The sequence below is a fragment of the Pseudomonas sp. IT-P4 genome (assembly GCF_949767755.1).
Taxonomy (GTDB): Bacteria; Pseudomonadota; Gammaproteobacteria; order Pseudomonadales; family Pseudomonadaceae; genus Aquipseudomonas; species Aquipseudomonas monachiensis.
Genome location: NZ_CATKPX010000015.1, coordinates 20,750 through 44,874, shown reverse-complemented (window position 1 = coordinate 44,874; position 24,125 = coordinate 20,750). Strand labels below are relative to the sequence as shown.

The window sequence follows — 24,125 nt, the reverse complement described above, 5'->3', positions numbered from 1 at the left end:
TCAGACTCAGTGCATCAGGGTTTGCAAGGTGAACGGGTAACGCCAGGACGCGGGACGTCCCTTGGCCGAGAGTTTGTGGAAATCCACGCCGAAGTCCTGCGCGGTGTCCATCGCCAGCAACCGCCTGGCCTGCGTCCGATCGATCAGCTGCAACAACGGAATCTGCCGGTCACGGCCGCCGTACTGGCTGATGTCCACACCTTCATCGTAGTCATGCAATTGCACCAGCGCCCAGCCACCGAGGGTGAAGTGCCCGCCCAGCAAGACACTCAGGCGATGGTCCAGCAGCGCTTGCAACGCGGCGGGTGAATTGTTTATCGCGCCGAACAGCACGCCCTTGCCCGGCACACCTCCCGCTTCGACATACGCCTGCATCACGCCGAACACCATTTCGTCATTTGCAGCCCAGACCAGCGACGTCTGCGGGTAGCGCTTGAACAGCAACCGGGCCTGCTCGCAGGCACGTTGCCGGGTCCAGCCGCCGTACACCAATTGCCGCAAACGCACTTCGGGGTGCTCGGCCAAGGCACGCCGCATGCCCTTCTCGCGAAATTGCGCGGACGGGGTGATCTTCAATCCGGAAAAAGCCAGCAACTCAATGGTCTGGCCGGGGGCTACCGGGCCGTGCTGTCGGATCAACTCCTTGAGCATCAGGTAGCCGCCCTCCTCGTCGTTGGGCACCAGGCTGCCGAGCAAATCGGGATACTTGTCAGGCCGGGCTTCGACCAGCTTCATCTGATCCGGGGTCAGGGCATTGTTGACCATGAACAGCTTTACCCCACTGCCCTTGGCCAGCCGCAGGATTTCGGGGGCGATGTATTGCTCGTTGACGAACACCAGGTAGTCGGGACGATGGTGGCCCTGAAGGGCTTCGCGAGCCTGGCGGAGAGTGTTTTCGGAGACACGGTCGGAATACTGGATGCGCAAGTCCATCCCCAGGTCAGTCGCCGCGGCGTGCATGAACTGCGAATAACTCACCCAAAAAGCCTCGGTGGGGGTTCCCGGATTCAGGAACAGCACTGACGCCGCCTGGGCACAAGGTCCCAAGACCATGCCCAGCGTCAGTAATACGCCACACAGAAACTTCAGCATTGGTCGTCCGAGCCCCCGGAAATTCGCCGCGCATTATAGCCAGCGAACGTCCGTAAAACGGCGATTTTTCCGGTTTTTGTCAGACAATCGTCGGAACCGGGCCCGGACGGTGTCGCTTATTGATGACTGACCCAGAATACCGCCGTCCCCACGACCAGAATGATCAGGAACAAAATTGCCCATGCATCAACGGTGCTATCGCTTTTCCGTGCTTTGGTTGGGTTGCTCATTGCATCGCCTCTTGTCGGTTTTATCGGTGATTGCATAAAGACTCGAGCAGAGTAAAGACGACGATTGCCCGCATCACAAACAGGGTCTTTGCATCAACGTTTATCATTAGGCGATTTGGTTCTTTACATATGCTCAAACATCACTTTTACGCATAACTGCAAACTGGTATCGTGCCCCGGCTCCGTAGGGAGTGCGCGGCCGTGCGCGCAGAATTGCCGAGGTTTTATCGGACGCCAGCAAGCCAAAAAAACGCCGCTGTTTCCGACCGGCCCAAGCCTGAGAACAGGACTTATATGTACGTATACGACGAATACGATCAGCGGATCATCGAGGACCGCGTCAAGCAGTTCCGTGATCAGACCCGACGCTATCTGGCAGGCGAGCTGAGCGAAGAAGAATTCCGCCCCCTGCGCCTGCAAAATGGCCTTTATATCCAGCGTTTCGCGCCTATGTTGCGAGTCGCCGTGCCATACGGCCAGCTGACTTCGCGCCAGATGCGAATGATGGCCAAAATTGCCCGTGACTACGACAAGGGCTACGCCCACATCAGTACCCGGCAGAACGTGCAGTTCAACTGGCCGGCCGTGGAAGACATTCCGGACATTCTCGCTGAACTGGCCACCGTGCAGATGCACGCGATCCAGACCAGCGGCAACTGCCTGCGCAACGTCACCACCGACCAGTTTGCCGGTGTCGCCGCCGACGAACTGATCGATCCGCGCCCATGGTGCGAGATCGTGCGCCAGTGGACCACGTTCCACCCGGAATTCGCCTATCTGCCGCGTAAATTCAAGATCGCCGTCAACGGTTCGACTTCCGACCGTGCCGCCATCGAAGTCCATGACATCGGCCTTGAGCCGGTGCACAACGCCGCTGGCGAACTGGGCTTCCGTGTGCTGGTCGGCGGTGGCCTGGGCCGTACGCCGGTGGTGGGCGCATTCATCAATGAATTCCTGCCGTGGCAAGATCTGTTGAGCTACCTCGACGCCATCCTGCGGGTCTACAACCGCTATGGCCGTCGCGACAACAAGTACAAGGCGCGGATCAAGATCCTGGTCAAGGCGCTGACGCCTGAAGTCTTCGCACAGAAAGTCGATGCGGAAATGGAGCACCTGCGCGGTGGCCAGACCACGCTGACCGAAGCCGAAGTGCAGCGCGTCGCCAAGCACTTCGTCGACCCGGACTACAAGGCACTGGACAACCAGAGCGCCGCCCTGGCCGAACTCGACCAGCAGCACCCGGGCTTCGCCCGCTGGCGCGTGCGCAATACCCTGGCCCACAAGAAGCCGGGCTATGTGGCCGTGACCTTGTCCCTGAAGCCGACCGGCGTTGCACCGGGCGACATCACCGACAAACAGCTCGACGCCGTGGCCGACCTGGCCGACCGCTACAGCTTCGGTCAACTGCGAACCTCCCACGAGCAGAACATCATCCTGGCCGACGTCGAGCAGGACAAGCTGTTCGCCATGTGGGGCGAGTTGCGCGAGCAAGGCTTCGCCACGCCGAACATCGGCCTGCTGACCGACATCATCTGCTGCCCGGGCGGCGATTTCTGCTCCCTGGCCAACGCCAAGTCGATCCCGATCGCCGAATCGATCCAGCGTCGTTTCGACGATCTGGACTACCTGTTCGACATCGGCGAACTGGATCTGAACATCTCCGGCTGCATGAACGCCTGTGGTCACCACCACGTCGGCCACATCGGCATCCTGGGGGTGGACAAGAAAGGCGAAGAGTTCTATCAGGTTTCCCTCGGCGGCAGCGCCAGCCGTGACGCCAGCCTGGGCAAGATCCTCGGCCCGTCCTTTGCCCAGGAAGCCATGCCTGACGTGATCGAAAAGCTGATCGACGTGTACATCGAACAACGTACCGAAGACGAACGCTTCATCGACACCTATCAGCGTATTGGTATCGACCTCTTCAAGGAGCGTGTCTATGCAGCGAATCATTAAGAACAACGAGGTCGTCGACGAGACCTGGCACCTGCTGCCCAAGGACTTCAACATCGACGAAATCACCAACTGCGACGACTACATCGTTCCGTTGCAGCTGTGGCGCGAACACAGCCGCATGCTCCTGGCCCGCGACGGCGGCCTGGGCATCTGGCTGGACGCCGATGAAGAAGCCGAGGAAATCGGCGAAGACGTGGCTCAGTTCCAGGTCATTGCCCTGAACTTCCCGGCATTCACCGACGGCCGCAACTACTCCAATGCCCGCCTGCTGCGTGACCGTTACGGTTTCAAGGGCGAATTGCGGGCCATTGGCGACGTGCTGCGTGACCAGTTGTTCTACATGCATCGCTGTGGTTTCGACGCGTTCGCCATTCGCGCCGACAAAGACCCGCACGAAGCCCTTGAAGGCCTCAAGGACTTCTCGGTGTCCTATCAGGCCGCTACCGACGAACCGCTACCGCTGTTCCGTCGTCGCTGACCGTCACGCCTTGAACCCCGGCCCGGGGTTCAAGGCGTTTCACCTTCCCGGCTAAAACGGTGGATAGTCGGCCAGCGGCATCGGCCGCCCCATGGCGACCCAATCGCGGTACAGCCGGACTCGATCCTCCAGCACCACGAACAACCGGAACGGATTCTGCGCATCGCTCATCCGCGTTTCGACACACTGCCGCAACCAACCCCACAATTCTTCTGACGCATCCGCCTCCTGCAGCAAACGCCACACCCGCGCCTGCAGCGACCGATAGCCGACCTGGAAATCCGCGGTCAAACTCAATCCATCCATGACCCGGAGCAACGTACTGCCCGATGGCTTGACGGCCAATCGTTGCCAGATCTGTTGCCGGGCTTCGCGCACGCCTTCATCACCCTCCTGCAACCAGGGCGTCGCACTGCCGTAATCGGCACCCGGCTCACTCAGCCACAGGTTGATACCGGTGCGTTCGCGATGATCCACCAGGCGCAACAACGTCTCTTCATCCGTCAGCGGATTGCCCCACAGTTTCACCCGGTCCCGGGAGATCGCCTGAATCATTATTGCGTAGGGAACCCGACTGATCCGGTTGCCTCGCAAGTCGAGCGAGGTGAGATACGGCTGATCGGCGACGCCAATCGGGCAATGACTGATCCCGGTGTTTCTCAGGTTCAACACACGCAACTCATTCAGCCCCAATACCACGGGCGGGACAGTCAACGGGTTGTCACTCAGGTCCAGCGTTTGCAAGCTCGGCAGATCACGAAACTGCGAAGCCGTGTTCTCCTGAAGCTGAAAAAAGGTGGAACTCAGGTTGAGCGTTGTGAGTCGAGTCATTTGCCGAACCGGTGCAGGCAATATCCCCTCCAGCACATTGCCTGCATTAAGCCGGCGCAGATCGACTCGTTTCAGGTTCAGGGTGTGCAGATTGGGGAAGCTTTCGAGAAAAGCGCTCAGACTCTCGCGTTCGACAAGGTGCAAGCCCTGCATCGTTAGCTCGACGACGTCATTGAAGCGAACGTTCATTGTCGGCAAGCGATGGAAGTCCTCGTACCCCAGGTCCAGCCTGTAGCCGCTGCACACCTCGCCGGACATGACTCGATTGATCCCGGGCGGGCATTTTTGCCAAATGCTCATCAACTCCTCGCCCAGTTCATTTCGCACCTCACGCTCGGAATCGATCACGGTTTGCAGCAGTTCGGCATTGTGCGCCGCCACCTGCCGGGGATTCATGCCCGCGGCGGCGTCATCGCCCACAACCAGAAACTCCACATCCATGTCATCGACATCCAGCACGGTCTGGTCGACCCAGTCGCGCAGATCGGCATGCAACTGCCGCACCTCGAGCGTCAGGCGATCCACCAGCGCTTGCGCCCGGGCACCTGCCGTCAGAAGCAACTCGTCCACCTGGGCATCGGTGAACTCCGGATACAGATCCTTGACCTGCATGCGCATGATTTCGTGAGCCAGCGCAGCGCCCTGTGGCGTGTTTGGAAAGCCGCCGCCGCGCAACCCCCTGGCGTCGAAGGGCAACCGCGAATCCATTCGATTCAAGCCGAGTATCAGCTCGGAACGAGACAAGGCGTGCCCGCCAATGCGCAGGCGTAACTGGCTGGCCACGTCGGGCGCGTTTAGCGCCATCGCCGCGCGTTCCTCCCCGGACAATAGTTCGACCAGCGCCGCAAACAGATCCGTACCTTCACCGTCGGCTGCCGCCACCGTGGCACACCGATAGCGATCACCGGCCTTGATCAAGCGCCGGCAATCCGCCGAATCGAGCGGGCCGCAACGGTCCAGGACCCGGCCACTGATCGACCCGTCGAGCACTTCGATGCGCAATCCTTCCGGCCAACCGGGCAGGCGTTCCAGGGAGTGCAACGCCAGGACATCGGAATCGGGGTGGCTGACCGAACGCAAGTACAACCCCTCATAGGTCCGGTTGAGTCGTACATGCTGCTGATACTCGCGTGCCTTGCTGTCCAGGCGCTTGAACAGTTGCAGCACCTCGTCAGCATCGACGGGCCGATTGATGTCGACCCCTGAACGGTCGAGGATCTGCTCCACCGCACTTTTCGGCAAACCCTTGTATTCGCGCTGAAACAGGCGAATCCAATCCTGGTCCGAGTGCTGGAGCGCCTGATAGCGGGCGTTGAACAATCCGGCCCGCGCTTGCGGATCGGCGACGGCTTCAAGTTCCTGATCGAGCTTGAAGCGAGTGATGGTGTCGGCAAGCGTCGGCGTCAGCGGGCGACCGGTCTGCATCAGGCGCAACATATCGTCGTCGACCGTGCTGATCCGGGCGATCCGTGCCAATACCTCATCACTGAAGGCAGCAAGCGGTGCGCAAACGCCACGCATCAGTTCCACACGTGTCGGCACGGGCACCTCAGACGTACCGGGCACGGGCTCGTCCGGCGCTGCGGGAAGTGGCTCGCTCCCCGGCTCCCCCGACTCGTGCAACGTCCCGGCGATTTTCTCTTCGCCCTTGAGTGCTGCCACCGCCCCGGCCAGCGGGAGCGCATTGAGCAGGCCGAACACTGTACGCGTCACCCCCTCGGAGCGCTGCCCGGGTGTTTTACCGTTGATGGCCTGATCGAGGCCGTAACCGGCGTCGATCAGGCCCGCCAGCACCAGGACGCCCTCTCCTCCCGGAATGAACAATGCCAAAGGTCCCAGCCGGTTGATCCACTGCACAAGCGGCTCCACCACCGCGCTCAGGTTGTCGCGATTGACCTGGGCATCGTTGCGAATGGTTTTGACACTGGCCATGGAAGCCAGCTTCATGGTCAGCACCAGTTGCGCGAACGGATCGGTACCGGTCGGCGCACGCTCAAGGTCGATGTAGTCCTGCGGGTCCCAGAAACCGTCATTGTTGAAGAATCCGGCGTTCTTTGTCAGCCAGTGCTCCTTCGGGTAAACCGCCATGCCCTCCAACGCCGTCGATACGCCCGCATGGAAAGTGCCGTCTTCACGATCGTCCTCGGCAAAATGCGCGACCAGCGCTTGCCGTGTGGCGGCAACCCGGCCTTGGGCCACGATCCATTGGCGCAGATGCGCCAAGTCGGCGAATTCATGCAGGGGTGAGGAGTTGCCGGGAATGTTCAACAAGACCCGACCGCTGCGACGATGGCGGTAACACCAGATATCGTCCGATGTGTAGCGATAGATCGTCAGCCGACCGACTTCGATCGGCGCGCTGATGCGGGTGGGCGCCTGCACCTGATCGATAGTCAACGTACTCCAGGCCTGCTCCGCTGGCAAACCGGCGGCCTGCATGGCCAAGGCCAGGCCCTCCTGACTCAAGCTGCCCTCCTGATGTTGCAGGCAGGCGCTCATGATAAAGGCGGCCCTGGTCGAGGTTCTCAGGTCGAAAGGCGCCGCCTGGAGGATTCGCTTATCGGAGGGCCAGGCACTATCAAGGTAAGCCTGATAGCGGGTTTGCAAATCCAGATCCCATACCCACTGCTTGAACGCCGCCGGCCTCAGGGTAATTTGCGTTGCCGGCCCATACGCCTGAGGCGTGGTCCGGCGATAGATGCCTTCGTAGGTGTGGTGGTTGCCATTGCCGTGGTCGGCGAATTCATCGACATGCTCCACGATACGAATGGAGGGACCGACATCGGGCGGTGTGAACAAGTCCAACAGACCTTCGGCAATACGCCCGTCCGCGACGCTCTGGTAGTTCGCCAGCAGCGCCTGCACCAGGGTTTGCGAGTTTGCCACCTGGCCTTGCTCGATACCGTCCTGCGGCGGATGCCCCCGGTAGCGATAATCCAGGGTGACCAACAGGGCGCTTTGCGGGTCGATGTCTTGTCCCCACCTTTCCTGGATCAACTGCGCACCGAACTGCTCGGGAGACTGCGGCAAAGCCGCGCTCACCACAGACTCCAGTGTTTCGCGCAGCGGCAGATGTTCGGCATGAAGCGGTGTCTGATGGTCATTCATGTGCGTTCCATGGCAATTATTCTGGAGCATCAACATAACCAGCAGCCGCGCTGCCGAAAGCAGGAACGGTCGCCTGCTGCCTACAGAGATTTCGCCGGGCCGTGGAGGACATCGGGCAGACATTCGCAGGCAAAAAAGCGGGACCCAACTCAAACGAACTGACCGGCCAGACAACCAGCGTCGCAATATTGCCTTGAAAATCCTGGTAATATATTCCGCGCAAAGTTGTTTATTTTTCGCGATAGAGTATGAAAACTCAACTACCGCAAAAAGGATTTTGCACGATGTATATCACCGACGAAGCTCGAAACTCCGCTTTCAAAATACTTTGGAATGAAAAAAACTTTAGCTATCTCACCATTTTATACTGCGATGCCAGCGGTGAAATTGTCTATGTCCCCATCAAGACTGACAGTACTCTTATCTATATTGAACACGAAGAATGGCCAAACATTGACCATGTTCGCTTCAAGAGTCTCGAGACTCTGCTTGATGCCCTGAAGTCAAATGGTTTTAAACAGGTTCCAGGTAGAATGGACAGTATCGAACTGCCATGGTCTTCATACCCTGATCTACCGACTACATTAAAAGAGCAACTCAATGAACCCGGGATGTTTATACTCGACCACATGTATAGATTCCAGTTTCATTATGAACCTTTTGGGCCAGGGCCAAGCGCGTTTCCAATATGGGTTGATGACGATAGTGTTTATCTGAAAAATGAAAGCATCAGCGCCATGTATAAAGCTCGCTTTGCCGACATTGAGTCTCTGCTCCAGGCGCTGGCCACTTATGGCGACAATGGCAGGATCCTGGATTGGTATGTCAATCGCGGACTAGTCCGAACTCCAAATATAACATGGCAGCTCTGAGCACCGGATAAACACTTTCGCCCTTAAGTTTTTAGTCTCCATAAAAAAGACCTTGAACATTGCCTGCATGGCATCGTTCAAGGTCCTTTAATCGTACATGGTACCAAAGCGGACAATTGCTATTAGCCCATTGAACGCAGAATTACCAGAAGCGTTGCTGGGTCAAACGGCTCCACCAGCTCAGCAGCACGCGATCGACCGAGCCGCTGGCGGCGATGCCGATGCGCTCCTGCAGGCTTTTGCGTTCGGCGTAATGCAAGTGATAGAGCTCGGATTTGCTGGCGCGTTCGGCGAGGTATTCATCGCTGGTCTTGAGTTCGTCGACCAGTTGTTTGTCCAGCGCCGCGACACCGAGCCAGATTTCGCCAGTGGCCACTTCATCGATCGCCAGTTGCGGGCGATAGCGCGACACGAAGTTCTTGAACAGTTGATGAGTGATGTCCAGGTCCTGCTGGAACTTCTCCCGGCCCTTCTCGGTGTTTTCGCCAAACACGGTCAGGGTGCGCTTGTATTCACCGGCGGTCAGCACTTCGAAGTCGATGTCGTGCTTTTTCAGCAAGCGGTTGACGTTGGGCAACTGCGCCACCACGCCAATCGAGCCGAGGATCGCGAACGGTGCACTGATGATCTTCTGGCCGATGCACGCCATCATGTAGCCACCGCTGGCCGCGACCTTGTCGATGCACACGGTCAAGGGCACGCCGGCCTCACGGATACGCGCCAGTTGCGAGGAGGCCAGGCCGTAGCTGTGAACCATGCCACCGCCGCTTTCCAGGCGCAGCACCACTTCGTCCTTCGGTGTGGCCAGGGTCAGCAAGGCAGTGATTTCGTGGCGCAGGCTTTCGGTGGCCGAAGCCTTGATATCGCCATTGAAATCCAGCACGAACACCCGGGGCTTGGCCTCGGGCTTTTTCTTCTGTTTCTTGTCGGTTTTAGCCTGGGTCTTGCGCAGGGCCTTGAGCTGGTCCTTGTCGAGCAAGGTCTGCTCCAGGCGCTCGCGCAGCCCTTTGTAGAAGTCATTGAGCTTGCTGACCTGCAGCTGGCCCGACGACTTGCGCCGCCCCTTGCTGCGCAAGGCCGCGAAACTGGCCAGGACCACCAGAATGGCGATCACCAGGGTCACGGTCTTGGCCAGAAAAATGGCGTACTCGGAAAAAAACTCCACAGGGACTCCTCAAACGATGCGCGGCTTGAACGCGCGCGGGATACCTCCAGCATACCCATGCGCCGACCTTGCGACCAGTCGTGAAACCTCTGGCAACAGGCGTGTAACGAGCATTTCAAACAAGCGTATGTTTTTTCATTGACAGCACACCGCCATCCTCATAACCTCGCCAAACCTTCAACGTACCGGGAAGACGCGGACGTGGGCAGCATCTATTTGATTCGACATGGCCAGGCCTCCTTCGGTGCGGACGACTACGACGTGCTGTCGCCGACCGGCATTCGTCAGGCTGAAATCCTTGGCCGCCACCTGGCCGAACTGGGGATCAGCTTCGACCGCTGCCTGGCGGGCGACCTGCGCCGCCAGCAGCACACGGCCAACAGCGCGCTGGAGCAATTCACCGCGGCGGGCCTGTCGGTGCCGCTGCTGGAAACCGACTCCGCCTTCAACGAGTTCGACGCCGATGCGGTGATCCGCGCGCTGTTGCCGGCCATGCTGCCGGACGAACCCGAAGCCCTGGACATCCTGCGCAACGCTGCGCAAAACCGCGCTGAGTTCCAGCGTATCTTCGCCCTGATCATCGAGCGCTGGCTGGCCGGCACCTACGACACACCGGGCCTGGAAAGCTGGCTGGGGTTTGTCGAACGGGTGCAGGCCGGCTTGCATCGCATCCTCGACCAGGCCGACAACACCCAGAAAATCGCCGTGTTCACCTCCGGCGGCACCATCACTGCCCTGCTCCACCTGATTACGCAAATGCCTGCCCGGCAGGCCTTTGAGTTGAACTGGCAAATCGTCAACACCTCGCTCAACCAGCTTAAGTTTCGTGGTCGCGAGGTGTCCCTGGCTTCCTTCAACAGTCATGCGCACCTGCAACTGTTGAAGGCCCCGGAACTCATCACGTTTCGCTGAGTCCGGACTATTGTGACCCTGGCTGTAATCACCCAGCTCTTATTACCCAAGAAAGGATCGAACCATGACCTCCGTAGCTGATGCCGTACAAGCAATGAAAGCCAAGTTCAACCCAGCCGCTGCTGCCGGTCTGGACCTGGTCTTCGGTTTCCGCATCGACGACACCAAGAACTTCTCGCTGATCGTCAAGGACAGCACCTGCGAACTGCAGGAAGGCGAGAACCCGGACGCACAAGTTACCCTGGTGATGGACGGCGAAACCCTGCAAGGCATCGTCGACGGTTCGACTGACGGCATGCAAGCGTTCATGGGCGGCAAACTGCGCGCTGAAGGCGACATGATGCTGGCGATGAAACTGTCCGAACTGTTCCCGTCGTAAGCACCTGGCTCCCTTACTTCGGGAGTGTGCCTGCTGCAAACGAATCCCGCCCTTAGTGGCGGGATTCGTCGTTTTTGCCTGCCCGCCGCTGAACCTTGTGGCAAGGGGGCATACAATGCCTGAACTTCCCACACCGGCCACCCCATGGACATCGACCTCGCCCGCACCTTCCTCGAAATCGTCCGCCATGGCAGCCTGGCTGCCGCCGCGGAAAAACTCCATGTCACCCAGACCGCTATCACCGCGCGGGTGCAAAAACTCGAGAGCCAGTTGGGCAGCACCCTGTTCGTGCGCAACCGTGCCGGCGCCCGCCTGACGCCCAACGGCGAAGCGTTCGTGGTGTATGCCAATCAACTGGTGCAAACCTGGGAAGCCGCGCGGCGTGATTTGCCGTTGCCCGAGGGTTTTCACGATGTGCTGCACATCGGTGGCGAGGTGAGCCTGTGCAATCCGCTGATGCTCGGCTGGGCCGGTGAAATCCGCAAGAACATCCCCAGCCACGCCCTGCGCATGGAAATCCGTGACGGCGAAAACCTGCTGCGGCAACTGGAGTTGGGCGTTCTGGATGCCGCGCTGGTGTATCAGCCCGAGTATTGGCCGCGTTTGCAGGTTGAGCAGGTTCTCGAAGAAAAACTGATTCTCGTGCGCCAGGTCGACAAGCCCGATCCTTATGTGTACATCGATTGGGGCGCTGATTTCCGGCGCCAGCACGACGCCGCGCTGCCGGAAAAAGCCAAGGCCGCGCTGAGTTTCAATCTCGGCCCGCTGGGCTTGCAGTACCTTCTCGAAAACGGCGGCAGTGGCTACTTCCGCACCCGCGTCGTGCAGAGCTATCTGCAAAGCGGCGCCCTGGAACGGGTGCCCAAGGCACCGGAATTCAACTACCCGACCTATCTGGTCTACTCGCGCGATCGTGACTCGCCGACGCTGCAACGCGCCTTCGACCTGCTGCGCAAGGTCATCGATTCCGACGAAGACTGGTCGCAGCGCTGGGATCCGCTGACCTGAGACCGGTTTGCACCGGATCATGGCCGTTGTGTCATCAAGGTTCGCTCCGTCAAATCACCGGGATCGGCTAATCTGAAAGAGATAACAAAAACGACTGGTGATTGCAGTGAGGCAGACCACCGAAGGATTCCGCAGCCGTTACCGCGCCAACATTCATCCGCTCTACAATCCCTGGCTGCACGGCGTGTTTGTCCTGGTGTTCGGGGCAGTAGCGATCAGCGCTTTCTGGAGCAACGTACATCAGGTGCGGCCAACGGAATGGCTGGCGGTACCCGTCACACTACTGTTGTTCAACCTCGGCGTGTTCATGGTGCATCGCCACCTGGGGCATCATAAAAAGAGCTTCGCCCGGCTGTTTTATGTCCGTCACGCAGTCGACCACCACAGCTTTTTCACCCCCGGCCACATGACCTACGACAGCGCCCGCGACTGGCGGGTGATCCTGTTTCCGGCGTGGCTGATCGTGCTGCACACCCTCGCCTTCGCCCTGCCCCTCTGGTGGCTCCTCAAGCACATCAACACCAACGTCGCCGGATTGGTCGGCGGCCTTCTTGTCCTCGGTTACCTGGTTTACGAAGTGTTCCATGCCTGCGAGCACCTGCCGTCGCGCAACCTGGTCACACGATTGCCGTGGATCCGCCAGATGCGCCGGCTGCACGAACTGCATCACCGCCGCGAATTGATGCAGGAGCGTAATTTCAACATCGTTTTCCCGCTGATGGACTACCTGTTCGGCACCCTCTATTGGGAGCCGGAACCTGAGCCGCTCAACCCGACGAGAACGCCCATGACCCGCATGCAACATCAGATTGTCATTGCCGGAAACCCGGTCCAGGTACTTGCCTACGCCAGTACCGTGACCCTTTGGCCGCAATGGCATCCGTCGTCGCTGCGCATCGATGGGCCACAAGGTCCGTTGCACGCCGGTGCACGTTTCGAGGAAGACATCCGTGCCGGCGGGCGCGACGGACACTTGCGCTGGGAGGTAGCGGAATACCTGCCCGGGCGGCGCTGGAGCGCCGAGGCCCGGGGTGATCACGGCCTGTCGCTGGTGGTGACCTATGAATGCGATGCCACAGGCGAGGACACCCGCTTCGTCCGCACCCTGGAGTATCAGTTCAGCGGCCTGGCGATGCGCATTGCCAACCGGTTGCTGCTCAAGCGACGCATCGATGGGGAATCGGCGGCGTCGATGCTGGCATTGCGCGACATGGCGCAGAAGTATCTGGCGGCGACGGGGGTCGGCGCGTGAGCAGAACCTTCAAATGCCTGCTGCTTGCCATCATCGTCATCGGCGCCTTCCTGCTGCTGATGCCGACCAAGGTGCGACCAGTGGCCTGGACGCCACAACCTGCACCGTCTCTCACCAGCGGAATCTACGCCGACAACCAGCGGCTCAAGGACGTGGAACGCGTGGGTGCCGCCAACATCGATGGACCGGAAGCCTTGTTGCTGGAAAACGACGCGCTCATCACCGGCCTGCACGACGGTCGCCTGATCCGCACGAGCCTGGACGGCAACAACACCAAGATCCTGGCCGATACCGGTGGCCGACCGCTGGGCCTGGCCCGGCATCCCAATGGTCTGCTGGTGATCGCCGACGCCGTCAAAGGTCTGTTGTCCCTCGACGCCCAGGGACGCCTGGTGGCCTTGACCACAGAAGCCGACGGCGTTCCCTTCAGTTTTATCGACGATGTGGCCATCGACAAACCCGGTCACTATGCTTACTTCAGCGATGCTTCGAGCCACTTCGGCTATGGCCACGACGGTGAGGCCGTGATCGAACACGGCGGCGACGGTCGACTGCTGCGCTACGATTTCCAGACTGGCAAGACGGCGGTTGTGCTGGATAAGCTGGAATTTGCCAACGGCGTGACCCTGGGTCCGGACGATGCCTATGTACTGGTCAATGAAACCGGTGCCTACCGCATCAGCCGTTATTGGCTCACCGGTCCGAAAGCCGGCACCCATGACCTGTTCATCGACAATCTGCCGGGGCTGCCGGACAACCTGTCGTTCAATGGCCGCGACCGCTTCTGGGTAGCCCTGTATGCCCCCCGAAACCCCTTGCTCGACGCCACGGCACCGCATCCGTTGGTACGCAAGATGATCGTGCGAGCCATGACCGTATTGCCCAAGCCCGTGGAAAAACGCGGATTTGCCCTGGGCCTGGACCTTGAGGGCAAAGTGATCGCCAACCTGCAGGATGGCAGCAAAAACAACTACTCCCCCATCACCACGGTGCGCGAATATGGGGACTGGTTGTATTTCGGTTCGCTGAAAGCCCGGAACATGGTGCGATTGCCGTTAAGCAAGGCATTGCAATGAGCAAGCGCCCTGTCTGAACTCACCCAGGACCCATTGTGGGAGCGAGCTTGCTCGCGATGGCGGACGGGCAGTCACCAGTGGTGTTGACTGTGCTGACGTCTTCGCGAGCAAGCCCGCTCCCACATGGGACAGCGTTCAGTTCATCGGGATATTCGGGCTGGGTCATGAGGCACCTCGTTGAGAGCCGTAACATCGGTCTCTGGGCATTCGAGGTGCCATTTTTTTTGTGCCATTTCAACTGTTCAGCCACCGGTCGTCGGTGGCAGGCTGGTGGGTCAGGACGACGCGCCAAGTTGCTTGACGATCTTGTCCTTGACCAGCAGACGTGTCTCCTTGAGCTTCCTTACGGTGTCATCGTTGGACTTGGCCTCCTCTGCTTTCACCACTTCGGCATCCGCCAGGGAATACTTGTTAAGCAGTGAATCCAGTAACGGATCCTTGGTGCGTTTCTGCTGGATTTCTTCCTTTGAGCGTTTCAGATCCTGATAAAGGTCATGGGGCACCGGCATGGAACACCTCCGTTAGTTGATCGGCAGCGAAACGCGATCAATTGCGTTCACCAACTATCAGAATGGCCTCGGTTTGCCCGTTCTGTCGACCACCTGTCAGACCAGCGGTGTCCGTTCGTCGTCCGGTCCCACAGGCGCTAAAACCTTTGTCTGCTCAAGCGGTTTCAGCCGTTGAGCACCATGCGCACCATTTGCCTGAGCGCTTCAGGATTGTAGGGTTTGCTCAACAGGTGGGTGTCGGGGCTGAGCTGGTGGTTGCGCGAGATGATGTCGCGGGTATGCCCTGAGGTGAACAACACGGCCACCGGTGGCTCCTGCACTTTCGCCCAGGCCGCCAGATCCGAACTCTTGATCAGGCCGGGCATGACCACGTCGGTAAATATCAGGTCCACCGCCAGCCCTTCCAGCAACGTTTGCATGGCGACGTCACCGTTGGTGGCCGTAAGGACCTGATAGCCCTCTTCTCGCAACAACTCCACCGCCGCTACCCGCACGGCCTCATTGTCCTCCACCACCAGGATGCGCTCGTGCCCGCCCCGTTGCGGCACATCAGCGCCCGGCGTTTCGCTGGGTGCCGCGCGCAAGGTGCGCGGGAAGTACAACTGCACCCGGGTCCCCCGCCCCACTTCACTGGCGATTTCGATATGACCGCCACTCTGCTTGACGAAGCCAAACACCATGCTCAGGCCCAGGCCGGTACCCTGCCCGTCGGCCTTTGTGGTGAAGAACGGCTCGAACGCCTGGGCCAGTACCTGTGGCGGCATGCCGACACCGGTATCCGTCACGGACACCCGCACATAGTCCCCGGGGGCAATGCCCTTTGCCGCGCAAAACTTGCGATCGAGGACGATGTTTTCCGCGCACAGGTCAATCCTGCCCTCGCCTTGAAGGGCGTCACGGGCATTGATCGCCAGATTGAGAATGGCGTTTTCCAGTTGGTTGCGATCGACAAACACATTCCACGAGTCTTCGGGAGCCGTCATGTGAACCTGAAGGGTTTCACCCAGGGCTCGCAGCAACAGCTCCGCCAGGCCATCGAAAATCTGCCGCAATGTGAAGACCGCGGGCGACAACGGTTGGCGACGGGCAAATGCAAGCAGTTGCGAGGACAGCTTGGCGCCGCGCTCGACGGCAGCGATCGACGCCGAGACCCGGCGTTGCACATTGGCGTTATCCGGCTCATGGCGCGCCAGCAGGTGCAGGTTGCCGGCGATCACTTGCAACAGGTTGTTGAAGTCATGGGCCACACCGCCGGTGAGGCCGCCGATGGCTTCCAGCTTCTGTGACTGGCGCAGTTGTTCTTCCGCCGCCAGCCGCGCCTCGACCTCATCGGCCACCCGCTGTTCCAGGTTGCGGGTGAACTTGAGCAGGGACTCTTCGGCATTCTTGCGTTCGTGGATATCGATCAGCACGCCGGGGAAGCGAAACGCCTCGCCCTGCTCATTGAACTCGCAACAACCACTGGCGAGTACCCAGAGATAGCTGCCATCCGGGCGCTGGATCCGGTATTCGACGTTGTAGGGCTCGCCCGTCTCCACCGACAGTCTGACTCGCTCCTGAACCCAACTGCGGTCATCCGGATGGATCCGGCTTTCAGCGATTTCCTGGGACAGGTTTTGCAGGTCCTGCCCGGGCGGATAAGAGAACGCGCGAGCGAAGCGCTCATCACCCGTCAGTACGTTGGCCTTGATGTCCCAGACAAAGGAACCGAGCAAGGCGCCAGCGTTGAGCGCCAGGCGTACCCGTTCGTTGTCGGCGCGGTAGGCGTCTTCAGCCACTTGTCGCCGTTGCTCGGAGATCACCCGCTCCGTGGTTTCCACCACCATGGACATGACCCCGGCCGGGCGCCCGTCATCGTCGGCCACCGGGCTGTAGTAGAGGTCCATCCAGACATCTTCCGGAACCCCGTCACGCAGCAGCACCAGTTCTTTGTTGCGATAGGACAAGGTGCCGCCCGCCAGGCAGGTGTCGACCACGTGGCGATTGAATTCGGCGACTTCCGGCCAACCCAGCTCTACAGCGGAACCGAGCAGATACGGATGACGCCCACCGGCAAACTTGGAGTAAGCGTCGTTATAGATCATGTAGCCGGACTGGCCCCAGAGCATCACCATCGGCAGCGGGGACGCGAGCATCAACTGCACCGCGCTGCTCAGGCTCCTGGACCATGAATCGAGCGGGCCAAGTTCGGTCGGGCTCCAGTCGAACGCACGAATGCGCCCGGCCATTTCGCCGTTCCACCCGGAGCACCCGTGGCTTTCCTCTAGAAACTGCATCGGCTGGCTCTATCCCGGTAAGTTGCACCCGTTTGTTTCGAGCATCCTGCGCGCTATTCGTTTCATAGAGGTATAGCTGATTCTCGCGGGCCACTGGAGATCCCACTATTTGGTCCTCAGTAACCGCGAGCAGGCTCGCTCCTACAGGGAAATGCGGGGTTAGTGAAAATCCCGGCTGCGCACGCTGATGCCATCGAGCAACGGGCTCAGGTCACTCAAGCGTCCGGCAATCAGATGCCGGACCTCACCCTCCTTCTCCCAGCGCCCATCGACCTTGAGCAACTGCGAGCCGACCAACACCTGGCGCTGGCGCTCTGCCAGGTCGCGCCACACCACCACGTTGACGTTGCCGAACTCGTCCTCGAGGGTAACGAACGTCACGCCGCTGGCGGTGGCCGGGCGTTGTCGGCCGGTAACCAGTCCGGCAACGCTGACGGGCCGACCGTGCTCGACGTCCAGCAACTCCTTCGAACTGCGGCAGCGCCGCGCCTTCAACTCACCGCGCAACAGGGCCAACGGATGCGGCCCGAGGGTGGTGCCGACACTGGCGTAATCGGCTTGCAGGTCCTCGCCCACGGTGGGTCTGGGCAACGACACCGCGTCCTCTTCCTGGCTCGGCAGGCCGGCAAACAGAGCCAGCTGTTTTTGTACCCCGGCCACTTCCCAGCGTGCCCGATGCCGGTCGCCGGCCAGCCCACGCAACGCGCCGGCATCGGCCAGTTGCTCCTGGGCGCGGGCATCGAGTCGCGCCCGTTCGCCCAGGTCGGCGATGTCGGCAAACGCGCCTTGGGAGCGTGCCGTCTCGATGCGCCGGGCATCGTCCTCGCGAAAACCCTTGATCATGCGTAGCCCCAAGCGAATAGCCGGTTGCGCACCGGCGATCGGCTCCAGGCTGCAATCCCAGTCACTGGCGCGCACGTCCACCGGACGAACCTGCAAATGATGACGCCGTACGTCCTGCAGAATCTGGTCCGGGCTGTAGAACCCCATCGGCCAACTGTTGATCAGCGCACAGGCGAAGGCCGCCGGCTCGTGGCATTTCAACCAGCAACTGGCGTAGGTCAGCAAGGCAAAACTGGCCGCGTGGGACTCGGGAAAACCGTAGCTGCCAAAGCCCTTGATCTGCTCGAAGATCTGCGCGGCGAACTCGGCGGTGTAGCCGTTTTTCTTCATCCCGGCGGCCAGCCGTTCCTTGTGTGGCTCGAGCCCGCCATGGCGTTTCCACGCGGCCATGGAACGGCGTAGCTGGTCGGCCTCGCCGGGGCTGTAGTCGGCGGCGACGATGGCGATCTGCATCACCTGTTCCTGAAACAGCGGCACGCCGAGGGTGCGCTTGAGTACCACCTCCAGTTCCGGTGACGGATAGGCCTCCGGTTCTTCCTTGTTCCGTCGCCGAAGGTACGGATGCACCATGCCGCCCTGGATCGGCCCCGGCCGAACGATGGCGACCTCGATCACCAGGTCGTAAAACGTCTTCGGCCTGAGCCTCGGCAACATCGACATCTGTGCCCGGGATTCGATCTGGAACACGCCGATGGTGTCGGCCCGACCGATCATTTCGTAGGTGGCCGTATCTTCGGACGGAATGGTCGCCAGACTCAGGTCCAGCCCCCGGTGCCGGCGCAGCAGATCGAAACATCGGCGAATCGCGCTGAGCATGCCCAGCGCCAGGATATCGACCTTGAGCAAACCGACCGCATCGAGATCATCCTTGTCCCACTGAATGATGGTGCGCTCGGCCATGGCGGCATTTTCCACCGGCACCAGACTGTCCAGCGGCTGCTCGGAAATCACGAAACCGCCGGGGTGCTGGGACAAATGCCGGGGGAAGCCGATCAACTGCCCCGTCAGGCTCAGCACCCGGTGCAACACTGGGCTTTCGGGGTCAAACCCGCCCTCGCGCAGACGTTCCACGGGAGGCGTTTCATCGCTCCAGTGCCCGCAACAATCGGCCAGGGCGTTGATCTGGTCCGGCGGCAAGCCCAAGGCCTTGGCCACATCGCGCACCGCTCCGGCGGCGTGGTAAGTGCTGACCACCGCCGTCAATGCGGCCCGGGCCCGGCCATAACGCTGGAACACGTACTGCAAGACTTCCTCGCGGCGTTCATGCTCGAAATCGACGTCGATGTCCGGCGGCTCGTTACGTTCCTTGGACAGAAAGCGCTCGAACAACAACGTGGTGCGATCCGGATCGATTTCGGTGATGCCCAGGGCGAAGCACACTGCCGAGTTGGCGGCAGAACCACGCCCCTGACAAAGAATCTGTTGCTGGCGGGCAAAGCGGACGATGTCGTGGACTGTCAGGAAGTAGCTTTCATAGCCCAGCTCCGCGATCAGTTGCAGCTCCTTGTCGATCTGCACCAGCACTTCGCTTTTCGGCCCTTTTGGCCAGCGCCACTCGATGCCTTCCTCGGTCAAATGACGCAGCCACGAGGTAGCCGAGTGTCCTTGCGGCACCAGTTCGCGGGGGTACTGGTAACGCAACTGGCCAAGATCAAAGGTGCAGCGCCGGGCGATGTTCAGCGTTTCGGCCAGCAAGTCGGGCGGATAAAGCGCTTGCAGCACGTCGAGGCTGCGCAGATGGCGCTCGCCGTTGGGGTGCAGGCGCAACCCGGCATCGGCCACCGGCAGGTGATGACGGATCGCGGTCATGGTGTCCTGCAAGGCGCGCCGGCCACGCGCGTGCATGTGCACATCGCCACTGGCCACGGCCGCGATGCACAACTCCCTGGCCAGGGTCAGCAGATCGCCCAGGCGCCGGGCATCGTCCTGGCCGCGATGCAACTGCACCGCCAGCCACAGGCGCTCGGCGAAGACCTGTTTGAGCCAGCGCCCCTGTTCAAAGGCATCGACAGCGTCCGGCACCCACAACGCCAACAATCCCGGCAAGGGCTCGCTGAAGTCTTCATGCAGCACCTGATACTGGCCTTTCTGCGTGCGGCGCCGGGCGCGGGTGATCAATCGGCACAGCGCCTGATAGCCCTCGAGGCTCTCCACCAGCAGCACCAGTTTCGGACCGTTCTCGATGCGTATTTCACTGCCGATGATCAACGGCAACTCCACGGACTTCGCCGCTTGCCAGGCCCGAACGATGCCCGCCAGGGTGCATTCGTCGGTGATCGCCAGGGCTTGATAACCCTGCTTTTTCGCGCGCTGGAACAGCTCGAGGGCACTGGAGGCACCGCGCTGGAAGCTGAAGTTCGACAGGCAGTGCAATTCGGCATAGTCGCTGCTCATGCGAACCAGCCCTGCAACCACAAGGGGCCGCCCTCACCGACCGCCCGGTAGGCCCAGCCCTGTTGGCCGGCACGGGTTTCGATCAGGTAATAGTCACGGCGTACGTCGTCGCCGTCCCACCAGCCGGACTCGATACGCTCCGGCCCCATGAGGATGCGCGCCGAGCCCTGATGCACGGCCAGCGGCTCAGTCAGCAGCCAGCCCGGCCGTTTCACCGCGGCCGGCACCGCGCAAGGCTGGCTGTCGGCACGGGCCTGCCACGCGCACTCGGGGCGGTGATCGGCCTGGAAGCGCAAGCCATGCACCGCGTCATCCCCCAGCCGTGCACGCAGGCGTTCGCGCAGTTGCTCCCAGGGCAAGGACTGTTGCGGGCGATCGTCGAACAGTTCCTGATGCTGGGGCACGAAGGTCGGCAAATCCTCGGCGCGCAGGCGAAAGCCGCGCACCGGCGCCTCGACCTGGACTTGCTCCAGCCGCCCCCGGGCCAGTTCGAAGAGCATCACCGGATCGCGCTCGGCACTGAGCAGGCCGACCTTGATGAGCGTGTCCGGCAACCCGGCGTGCTCCAGATGCAGGTCGAAACGCTGTACGCCGCTATCGCGACCGCAGAGGAACGCCGACAGGTCTCCCGTCAACCGGCGCAACGGAAACAGCAAGGCTTGATGGGACTGCACATCGAAATTGAGCTCGATACGCACATCGAAGCGGTCCGGCGGCAGGTAGAACGCCAGCGCCAACCGCCGCAAACCCAAGAGGGCATCCAGGTGCTTGAGCACCTGGGCCTCGAAGCGCCGGGCCAGGCTATGCCGGGGCAGCGCCTGCACCTGGCTCAAGGTGCGCAGGCCCATGCGCGACAAGGCCGTGGCGACCGAGGCTTCGAGGCCGACCCGGTCGACGGGCATTTGCCCCAGGTGATGCTGCAAGGCTTGATCGTCCGGCACCACCAGACCGTCATAGGCGTTGGCCAGCACCCGCGCCGCCACCGGGTTGGGCGCGGCCACGATGCGGTGGCGAAACCCCAGTTCACCGAGTTCACGGCGCAGAAGCGCTTCGAATTGCGGCCAGGCGCCGAACAGGCCGAGGCTGGATTCGATCTCGAACACCAGGGCCCGGGGGTAATGCACGCTGACCTGGGAACTGAAGCGATAGGCCCAGGCGGCGAGAAACCGCTGCCAGTGTTCGATTTCAGCAGCGTCATATTCAGCCGTGACAAAACCTTTGCTCAAGGCCTGTGCCGCGCTCATGGACTGGCCGGGACGCAAACCCAGCGCCCGCGCCTCGCCGTTGACGGCCTGCAGCACCCGGCGCTGGGCCGGACCGGTCAGCAGCGCCAGGGGTTCATCGGGATCGGCGCGCTGACGCAGTACCGCGTCCAGCGCCAATTGCGGGAAAACAATGCAGACCCAGCGCATGGCAACCTCAATGCCCCACGGCGAAGGCAATCGGCGCCGAACGGGCCAGGCCGCCGCGGCACTTGAGCACCCGCAGTTGTGCCGGACGGGCATCGATGGCAATGCGCAGGGCCGCCGGCGAAGGGTTGATCGCTTCACCGAGGGGACGATAGGCGAAGGCCAGGGTCTGGCCGGTTTCCGCCGCCACCTGCAAGCGGCGCAAGGCGCGGTCATCGGCCTTGTGCGGCCAGCACAGCACCGCGCCGCAACTGCCCGAACGCAGGCATTGCTCCGCGGCCCACAGTGCATCGCGCTCGCTGGCCTGGATGATCGACAACTGCCGCAGATCGACCCCAGCGCCCTGCCACGCCTGGGGGTACGGCACATAAGGCGGCGCCACCAGCACGATGCGCTCGCCCGCCGCCGACAGCCGTGCCAGGGTCGGCCACACCAGTTGCAACTCGCCCACGCCCTGCCCGGCCAACAGGATTTCCGTCAGCGCCGCCTCCGGCCAGCCACCGCTGGGCAACGCGGCGTCCAGCGCGGCATGCCCGGTGGGTTGCGGACTGGCGGCCGGTGGCGCAGGCCGGCCCTTCCAGACCTGGCCGCCATTGAACAGCGTATCCAGCGCAACGACGGCGCCCATCAGCCTTGCCTCACCAGGCCACAGAACACGCCTTCGATGGCCAGGTCCCGGTCGGCCTCGACAATGATCGGCTGGTAGGCCGGGTTGCGTGGCAGCAGGCGAACCACATCGCCGACCCGCTCGAAGCGCTTGATGGTGACTTCGCCGTCGAGTCGCGCCACGACGATCTGGCCATTAACGGCCTCGGGGCTGCGGTGCACGCCCACCAGATCGCCGTCGAGGATGCCGTCCTCGATCATCGAATCACCCCGCACCCGCAACATGTAGTCCGGCACCCGCGAGAAGATCGACGGATCGAGCAGCAAGCGGCTGTGCACCTCCGCATCGGCCCCAATCGGCGCACCGGCCGCCACCCGGCCGAGCACCGGGATGTCCAGCAATTCGGGACGCGGCGGCTGCCCGAGCAGGCGAATGCCCCGGGCCTGATGCGGGTTGACCTCGATAAACCCGGCTTCGGTCAACGCCAGCACATGCTTGCGCGCCACGCTGCGGGAGGCGAAACCGAACGCCTCACTGATTTCAGCGAGGCTAGGAGGCTGACCGTGCTCGGCGATGCGATCGCGGATAAAGGTCAGGATGGCGGTACGGCGGGGAGTCAGAGTCGTCATGGAGTACATTTGTACTCTTTTGGCTTTTTCCTGGCAAGGGCCGTGTAGGAGCTGTCGAGTGAAACGAGGCTGCGATCTCTTGAGACCAGAGCGAAAAGATCGCAGCCTGCGGCAGCTCCTACAGGAGGCCGGTTCAAACGTAACGTCCAGCACTCCTTACTCGAACAAAACGGACGATCAAAAAATAGGGTCTACCGTTCGTCGCCTTTCTAAAACAATTAGCATCTGAAGAAAATAAAAATCCATAAAAAAAGTACGAAACGCACATTTACTCCTACAGAAATATTCTACTTAACATAGCAAGATCATTTCTGCTTGCCGAAAACTAAAACACAGTTTCAAAAAGGAATTTCACAGTTCCACGCTAGAAACTATCCACACCAAAACAAAACCAAGCCACTAAGGTTCCTAACATCATGCAGGACGCATCTTAAAAACATGCAGGAATCCCCCTACAACACAAAATCCTCTCGCTTGCGTCCAACAGTAAAATCAACTAATCCTTGCAGCACCACTTAATACCAAGCGCCCCCACAAATAAAAGAAAAATAAAAAACAACAAGCCTGAAAAAGTGACACTCAATGACTAAAAATATTCTGCCCAGAGCTTTCTCCCTAACACCCATATTCATAAAAGAACAATTAAAAGAACCCATCGCCTTGTTCTGGATCATGATATCACCTTGTGCGATGTTCTATTTTTTTGCAATAACCAGGCAAGACCCCAACTATTTTTCGAGCAATTACATTACGATTTCAGCATGGTTTTATGCCTACATCTCTTCAAGTGTCGCATTATTCGGATTCGCCTTTTACATAATCGGAAGAAGGGAAAGTGGATTCACCCGATCATTTATTTACTCCAAGGAATCGAAACTGATTTTTCTTTTATCGCACTTCATTGCCTACTCGCTAATATCGATATCTTATTGCGCAACCTTTTACTTAACGACCAAATTACCATTCGGAAACTACGACCTCAATGAACTACTGAATATCACACCACGCTTTTACATCTGCTTTATCATGTTTTGCGCGATCGGGGCTGTATTCTCATTATTACCGATCAACTTTCAGAACTCGAACACTTTGCTTTCCATTT

17 protein-coding genes are annotated in these 24,125 nt (G+C 60.4%); 8 read left to right on the top strand and 9 right to left on the bottom strand.

The genetic code is table 11. The features are described from left to right. Nucleotides 1-6: 6 nt before the first annotated feature. A complete protein-coding gene (locus ACM6IT_RS01865; protein WP_056724399.1) occupies nt 7-1,092 on the bottom strand; it encodes an ABC transporter substrate-binding protein in 1,086 nt (361 codons plus the stop codon). Nucleotides 1,093-1,616: 524 nt separating this feature from the next. On the opposite strand from ACM6IT_RS01865, the gene ACM6IT_RS01860 reads away from it, so the two are divergent. Together ACM6IT_RS01860 and ACM6IT_RS01855 are read left to right on the top strand one after the other, a co-directional pair. Further along, nucleotides 1,617-3,275, top strand: a complete 1,659-nt coding sequence (locus tag ACM6IT_RS01860; RefSeq protein ID WP_056724397.1) for a nitrite/sulfite reductase — start codon at nt 1,617-1,619, stop codon at nt 3,273-3,275. Then, entirely contained in the window at nt 3,259-3,753 is a 495-nt protein-coding gene (locus ACM6IT_RS01855) for a DUF934 domain-containing protein (protein ID WP_056724395.1), read from the top strand. The genes ACM6IT_RS01860 and ACM6IT_RS01855 overlap by 17 nt, the downstream gene beginning before the upstream one ends. Before the next feature lie 51 nt (nt 3,754-3,804). Here the strand turns inward: ACM6IT_RS01855 and ACM6IT_RS01850 are convergent, their stop codons facing one another. Next, complete coding sequence (locus ACM6IT_RS01850) at nt 3,805-7,692, bottom strand: dermonecrotic toxin domain-containing protein (protein ID WP_414917366.1); 3,888 nt, start codon at nt 7,690-7,692, stop codon at nt 3,805-3,807. 284 nt (nt 7,693-7,976) lie between these two features. On the opposite strand from ACM6IT_RS01850, the gene ACM6IT_RS01845 reads away from it, so the two are divergent. Beyond that, a complete protein-coding gene (locus ACM6IT_RS01845; RefSeq protein WP_414917365.1) occupies nt 7,977-8,564 on the top strand; it encodes a hypothetical protein in 588 nt (195 codons plus the stop codon). Nucleotides 8,565-8,706: 142 nt separating this feature from the next. On the opposite strand, the gene sohB is transcribed toward ACM6IT_RS01845, so the two are convergent. Next, nucleotides 8,707-9,729, bottom strand: a complete 1,023-nt coding sequence (gene sohB, locus ACM6IT_RS01840; RefSeq protein ID WP_056724390.1) for a protease SohB — start codon at nt 9,727-9,729, stop codon at nt 8,707-8,709. A 201-nt stretch (nt 9,730-9,930) separates the two neighbouring features. Between sohB and ACM6IT_RS01835 the strand changes: the two genes are divergently transcribed. From ACM6IT_RS01835 to ACM6IT_RS01815, 5 genes are all read left to right on the top strand, one after another. Then, nucleotides 9,931-10,641, top strand: coding sequence for a histidine phosphatase family protein (locus tag ACM6IT_RS01835; protein WP_414914320.1), 711 nt, complete (start codon nt 9,931-9,933; stop codon nt 10,639-10,641). 64 nt (nt 10,642-10,705) lie between these two features. After that, nucleotides 10,706-11,020, top strand: coding sequence for an SCP2 sterol-binding domain-containing protein (locus ACM6IT_RS01830; protein WP_007946492.1), 315 nt, complete (start codon nt 10,706-10,708; stop codon nt 11,018-11,020). A 144-nt stretch (nt 11,021-11,164) separates the two neighbouring features. Beyond that, nucleotides 11,165-12,028 carry a LysR family transcriptional regulator gene (locus ACM6IT_RS01825; protein ID WP_056724386.1) on the top strand — a complete coding sequence of 288 codons (864 nt, stop codon included), beginning with the start codon at nt 11,165-11,167 and terminating at the stop codon, nt 12,026-12,028. Between the two features lie 106 nt (nt 12,029-12,134). Beyond that, nucleotides 12,135-13,280 carry a sterol desaturase/SRPBCC family protein gene (locus ACM6IT_RS01820; RefSeq protein ID WP_414914319.1) on the top strand — a complete coding sequence of 382 codons (1,146 nt, stop codon included), beginning with the start codon at nt 12,135-12,137 and terminating at the stop codon, nt 13,278-13,280. After that, nucleotides 13,277-14,356 (top strand): SMP-30/gluconolactonase/LRE family protein, encoded by a 1,080-nt coding sequence (locus ACM6IT_RS01815; protein ID WP_056724384.1) that lies wholly within the window; start codon nt 13,277-13,279, stop codon nt 14,354-14,356. Before ACM6IT_RS01820 ends, ACM6IT_RS01815 begins: the two co-directional genes overlap by 4 nt. 275 nt (nt 14,357-14,631) lie before the next feature. Here ACM6IT_RS01815 and ACM6IT_RS01810 read toward each other — a convergent pair whose 3' ends face one another. The 6 genes from ACM6IT_RS01810 to lexA form a co-directional block, all read right to left on the bottom strand. Then, entirely contained in the window at nt 14,632-14,865 is a 234-nt protein-coding gene (locus tag ACM6IT_RS01810; protein ID WP_414917364.1) for a hypothetical protein, read from the bottom strand. 164 nt (nt 14,866-15,029) lie between these two features. Further along, the gene (locus tag ACM6IT_RS01805; RefSeq protein ID WP_414917363.1) at nt 15,030-17,141 is read right to left on the bottom strand and encodes an ATP-binding protein; all 2,112 of its coding nucleotides are present in this window, start codon (nt 17,139-17,141) and stop codon (nt 15,030-15,032) included. 159 nt (nt 17,142-17,300) lie between these two features. Next, nucleotides 17,301-20,399, bottom strand: a complete 3,099-nt coding sequence (locus ACM6IT_RS01800) for an error-prone DNA polymerase (protein WP_414917362.1) — start codon at nt 20,397-20,399, stop codon at nt 17,301-17,303. Then, a complete protein-coding gene (locus ACM6IT_RS01795) occupies nt 20,375-21,790 on the bottom strand; it encodes a Y-family DNA polymerase (protein WP_414917361.1) in 1,416 nt (471 codons plus the stop codon). The genes ACM6IT_RS01800 and ACM6IT_RS01795 overlap by 25 nt, the downstream gene beginning before the upstream one ends. Nucleotides 21,791-21,797: 7 nt before the next feature. After that, complete coding sequence (gene imuA / locus ACM6IT_RS01790) at nt 21,798-22,415, bottom strand: translesion DNA synthesis-associated protein ImuA (RefSeq protein ID WP_056724376.1); 618 nt, start codon at nt 22,413-22,415, stop codon at nt 21,798-21,800. Further along, complete coding sequence (gene lexA / locus ACM6IT_RS01785) at nt 22,415-23,032, bottom strand: transcriptional repressor LexA (RefSeq protein ID WP_347906995.1); 618 nt, start codon at nt 23,030-23,032, stop codon at nt 22,415-22,417. Before lexA ends, imuA begins: the two co-directional genes overlap by 1 nt. Nucleotides 23,033-24,125: the final 1,093 nt, after the last annotated feature.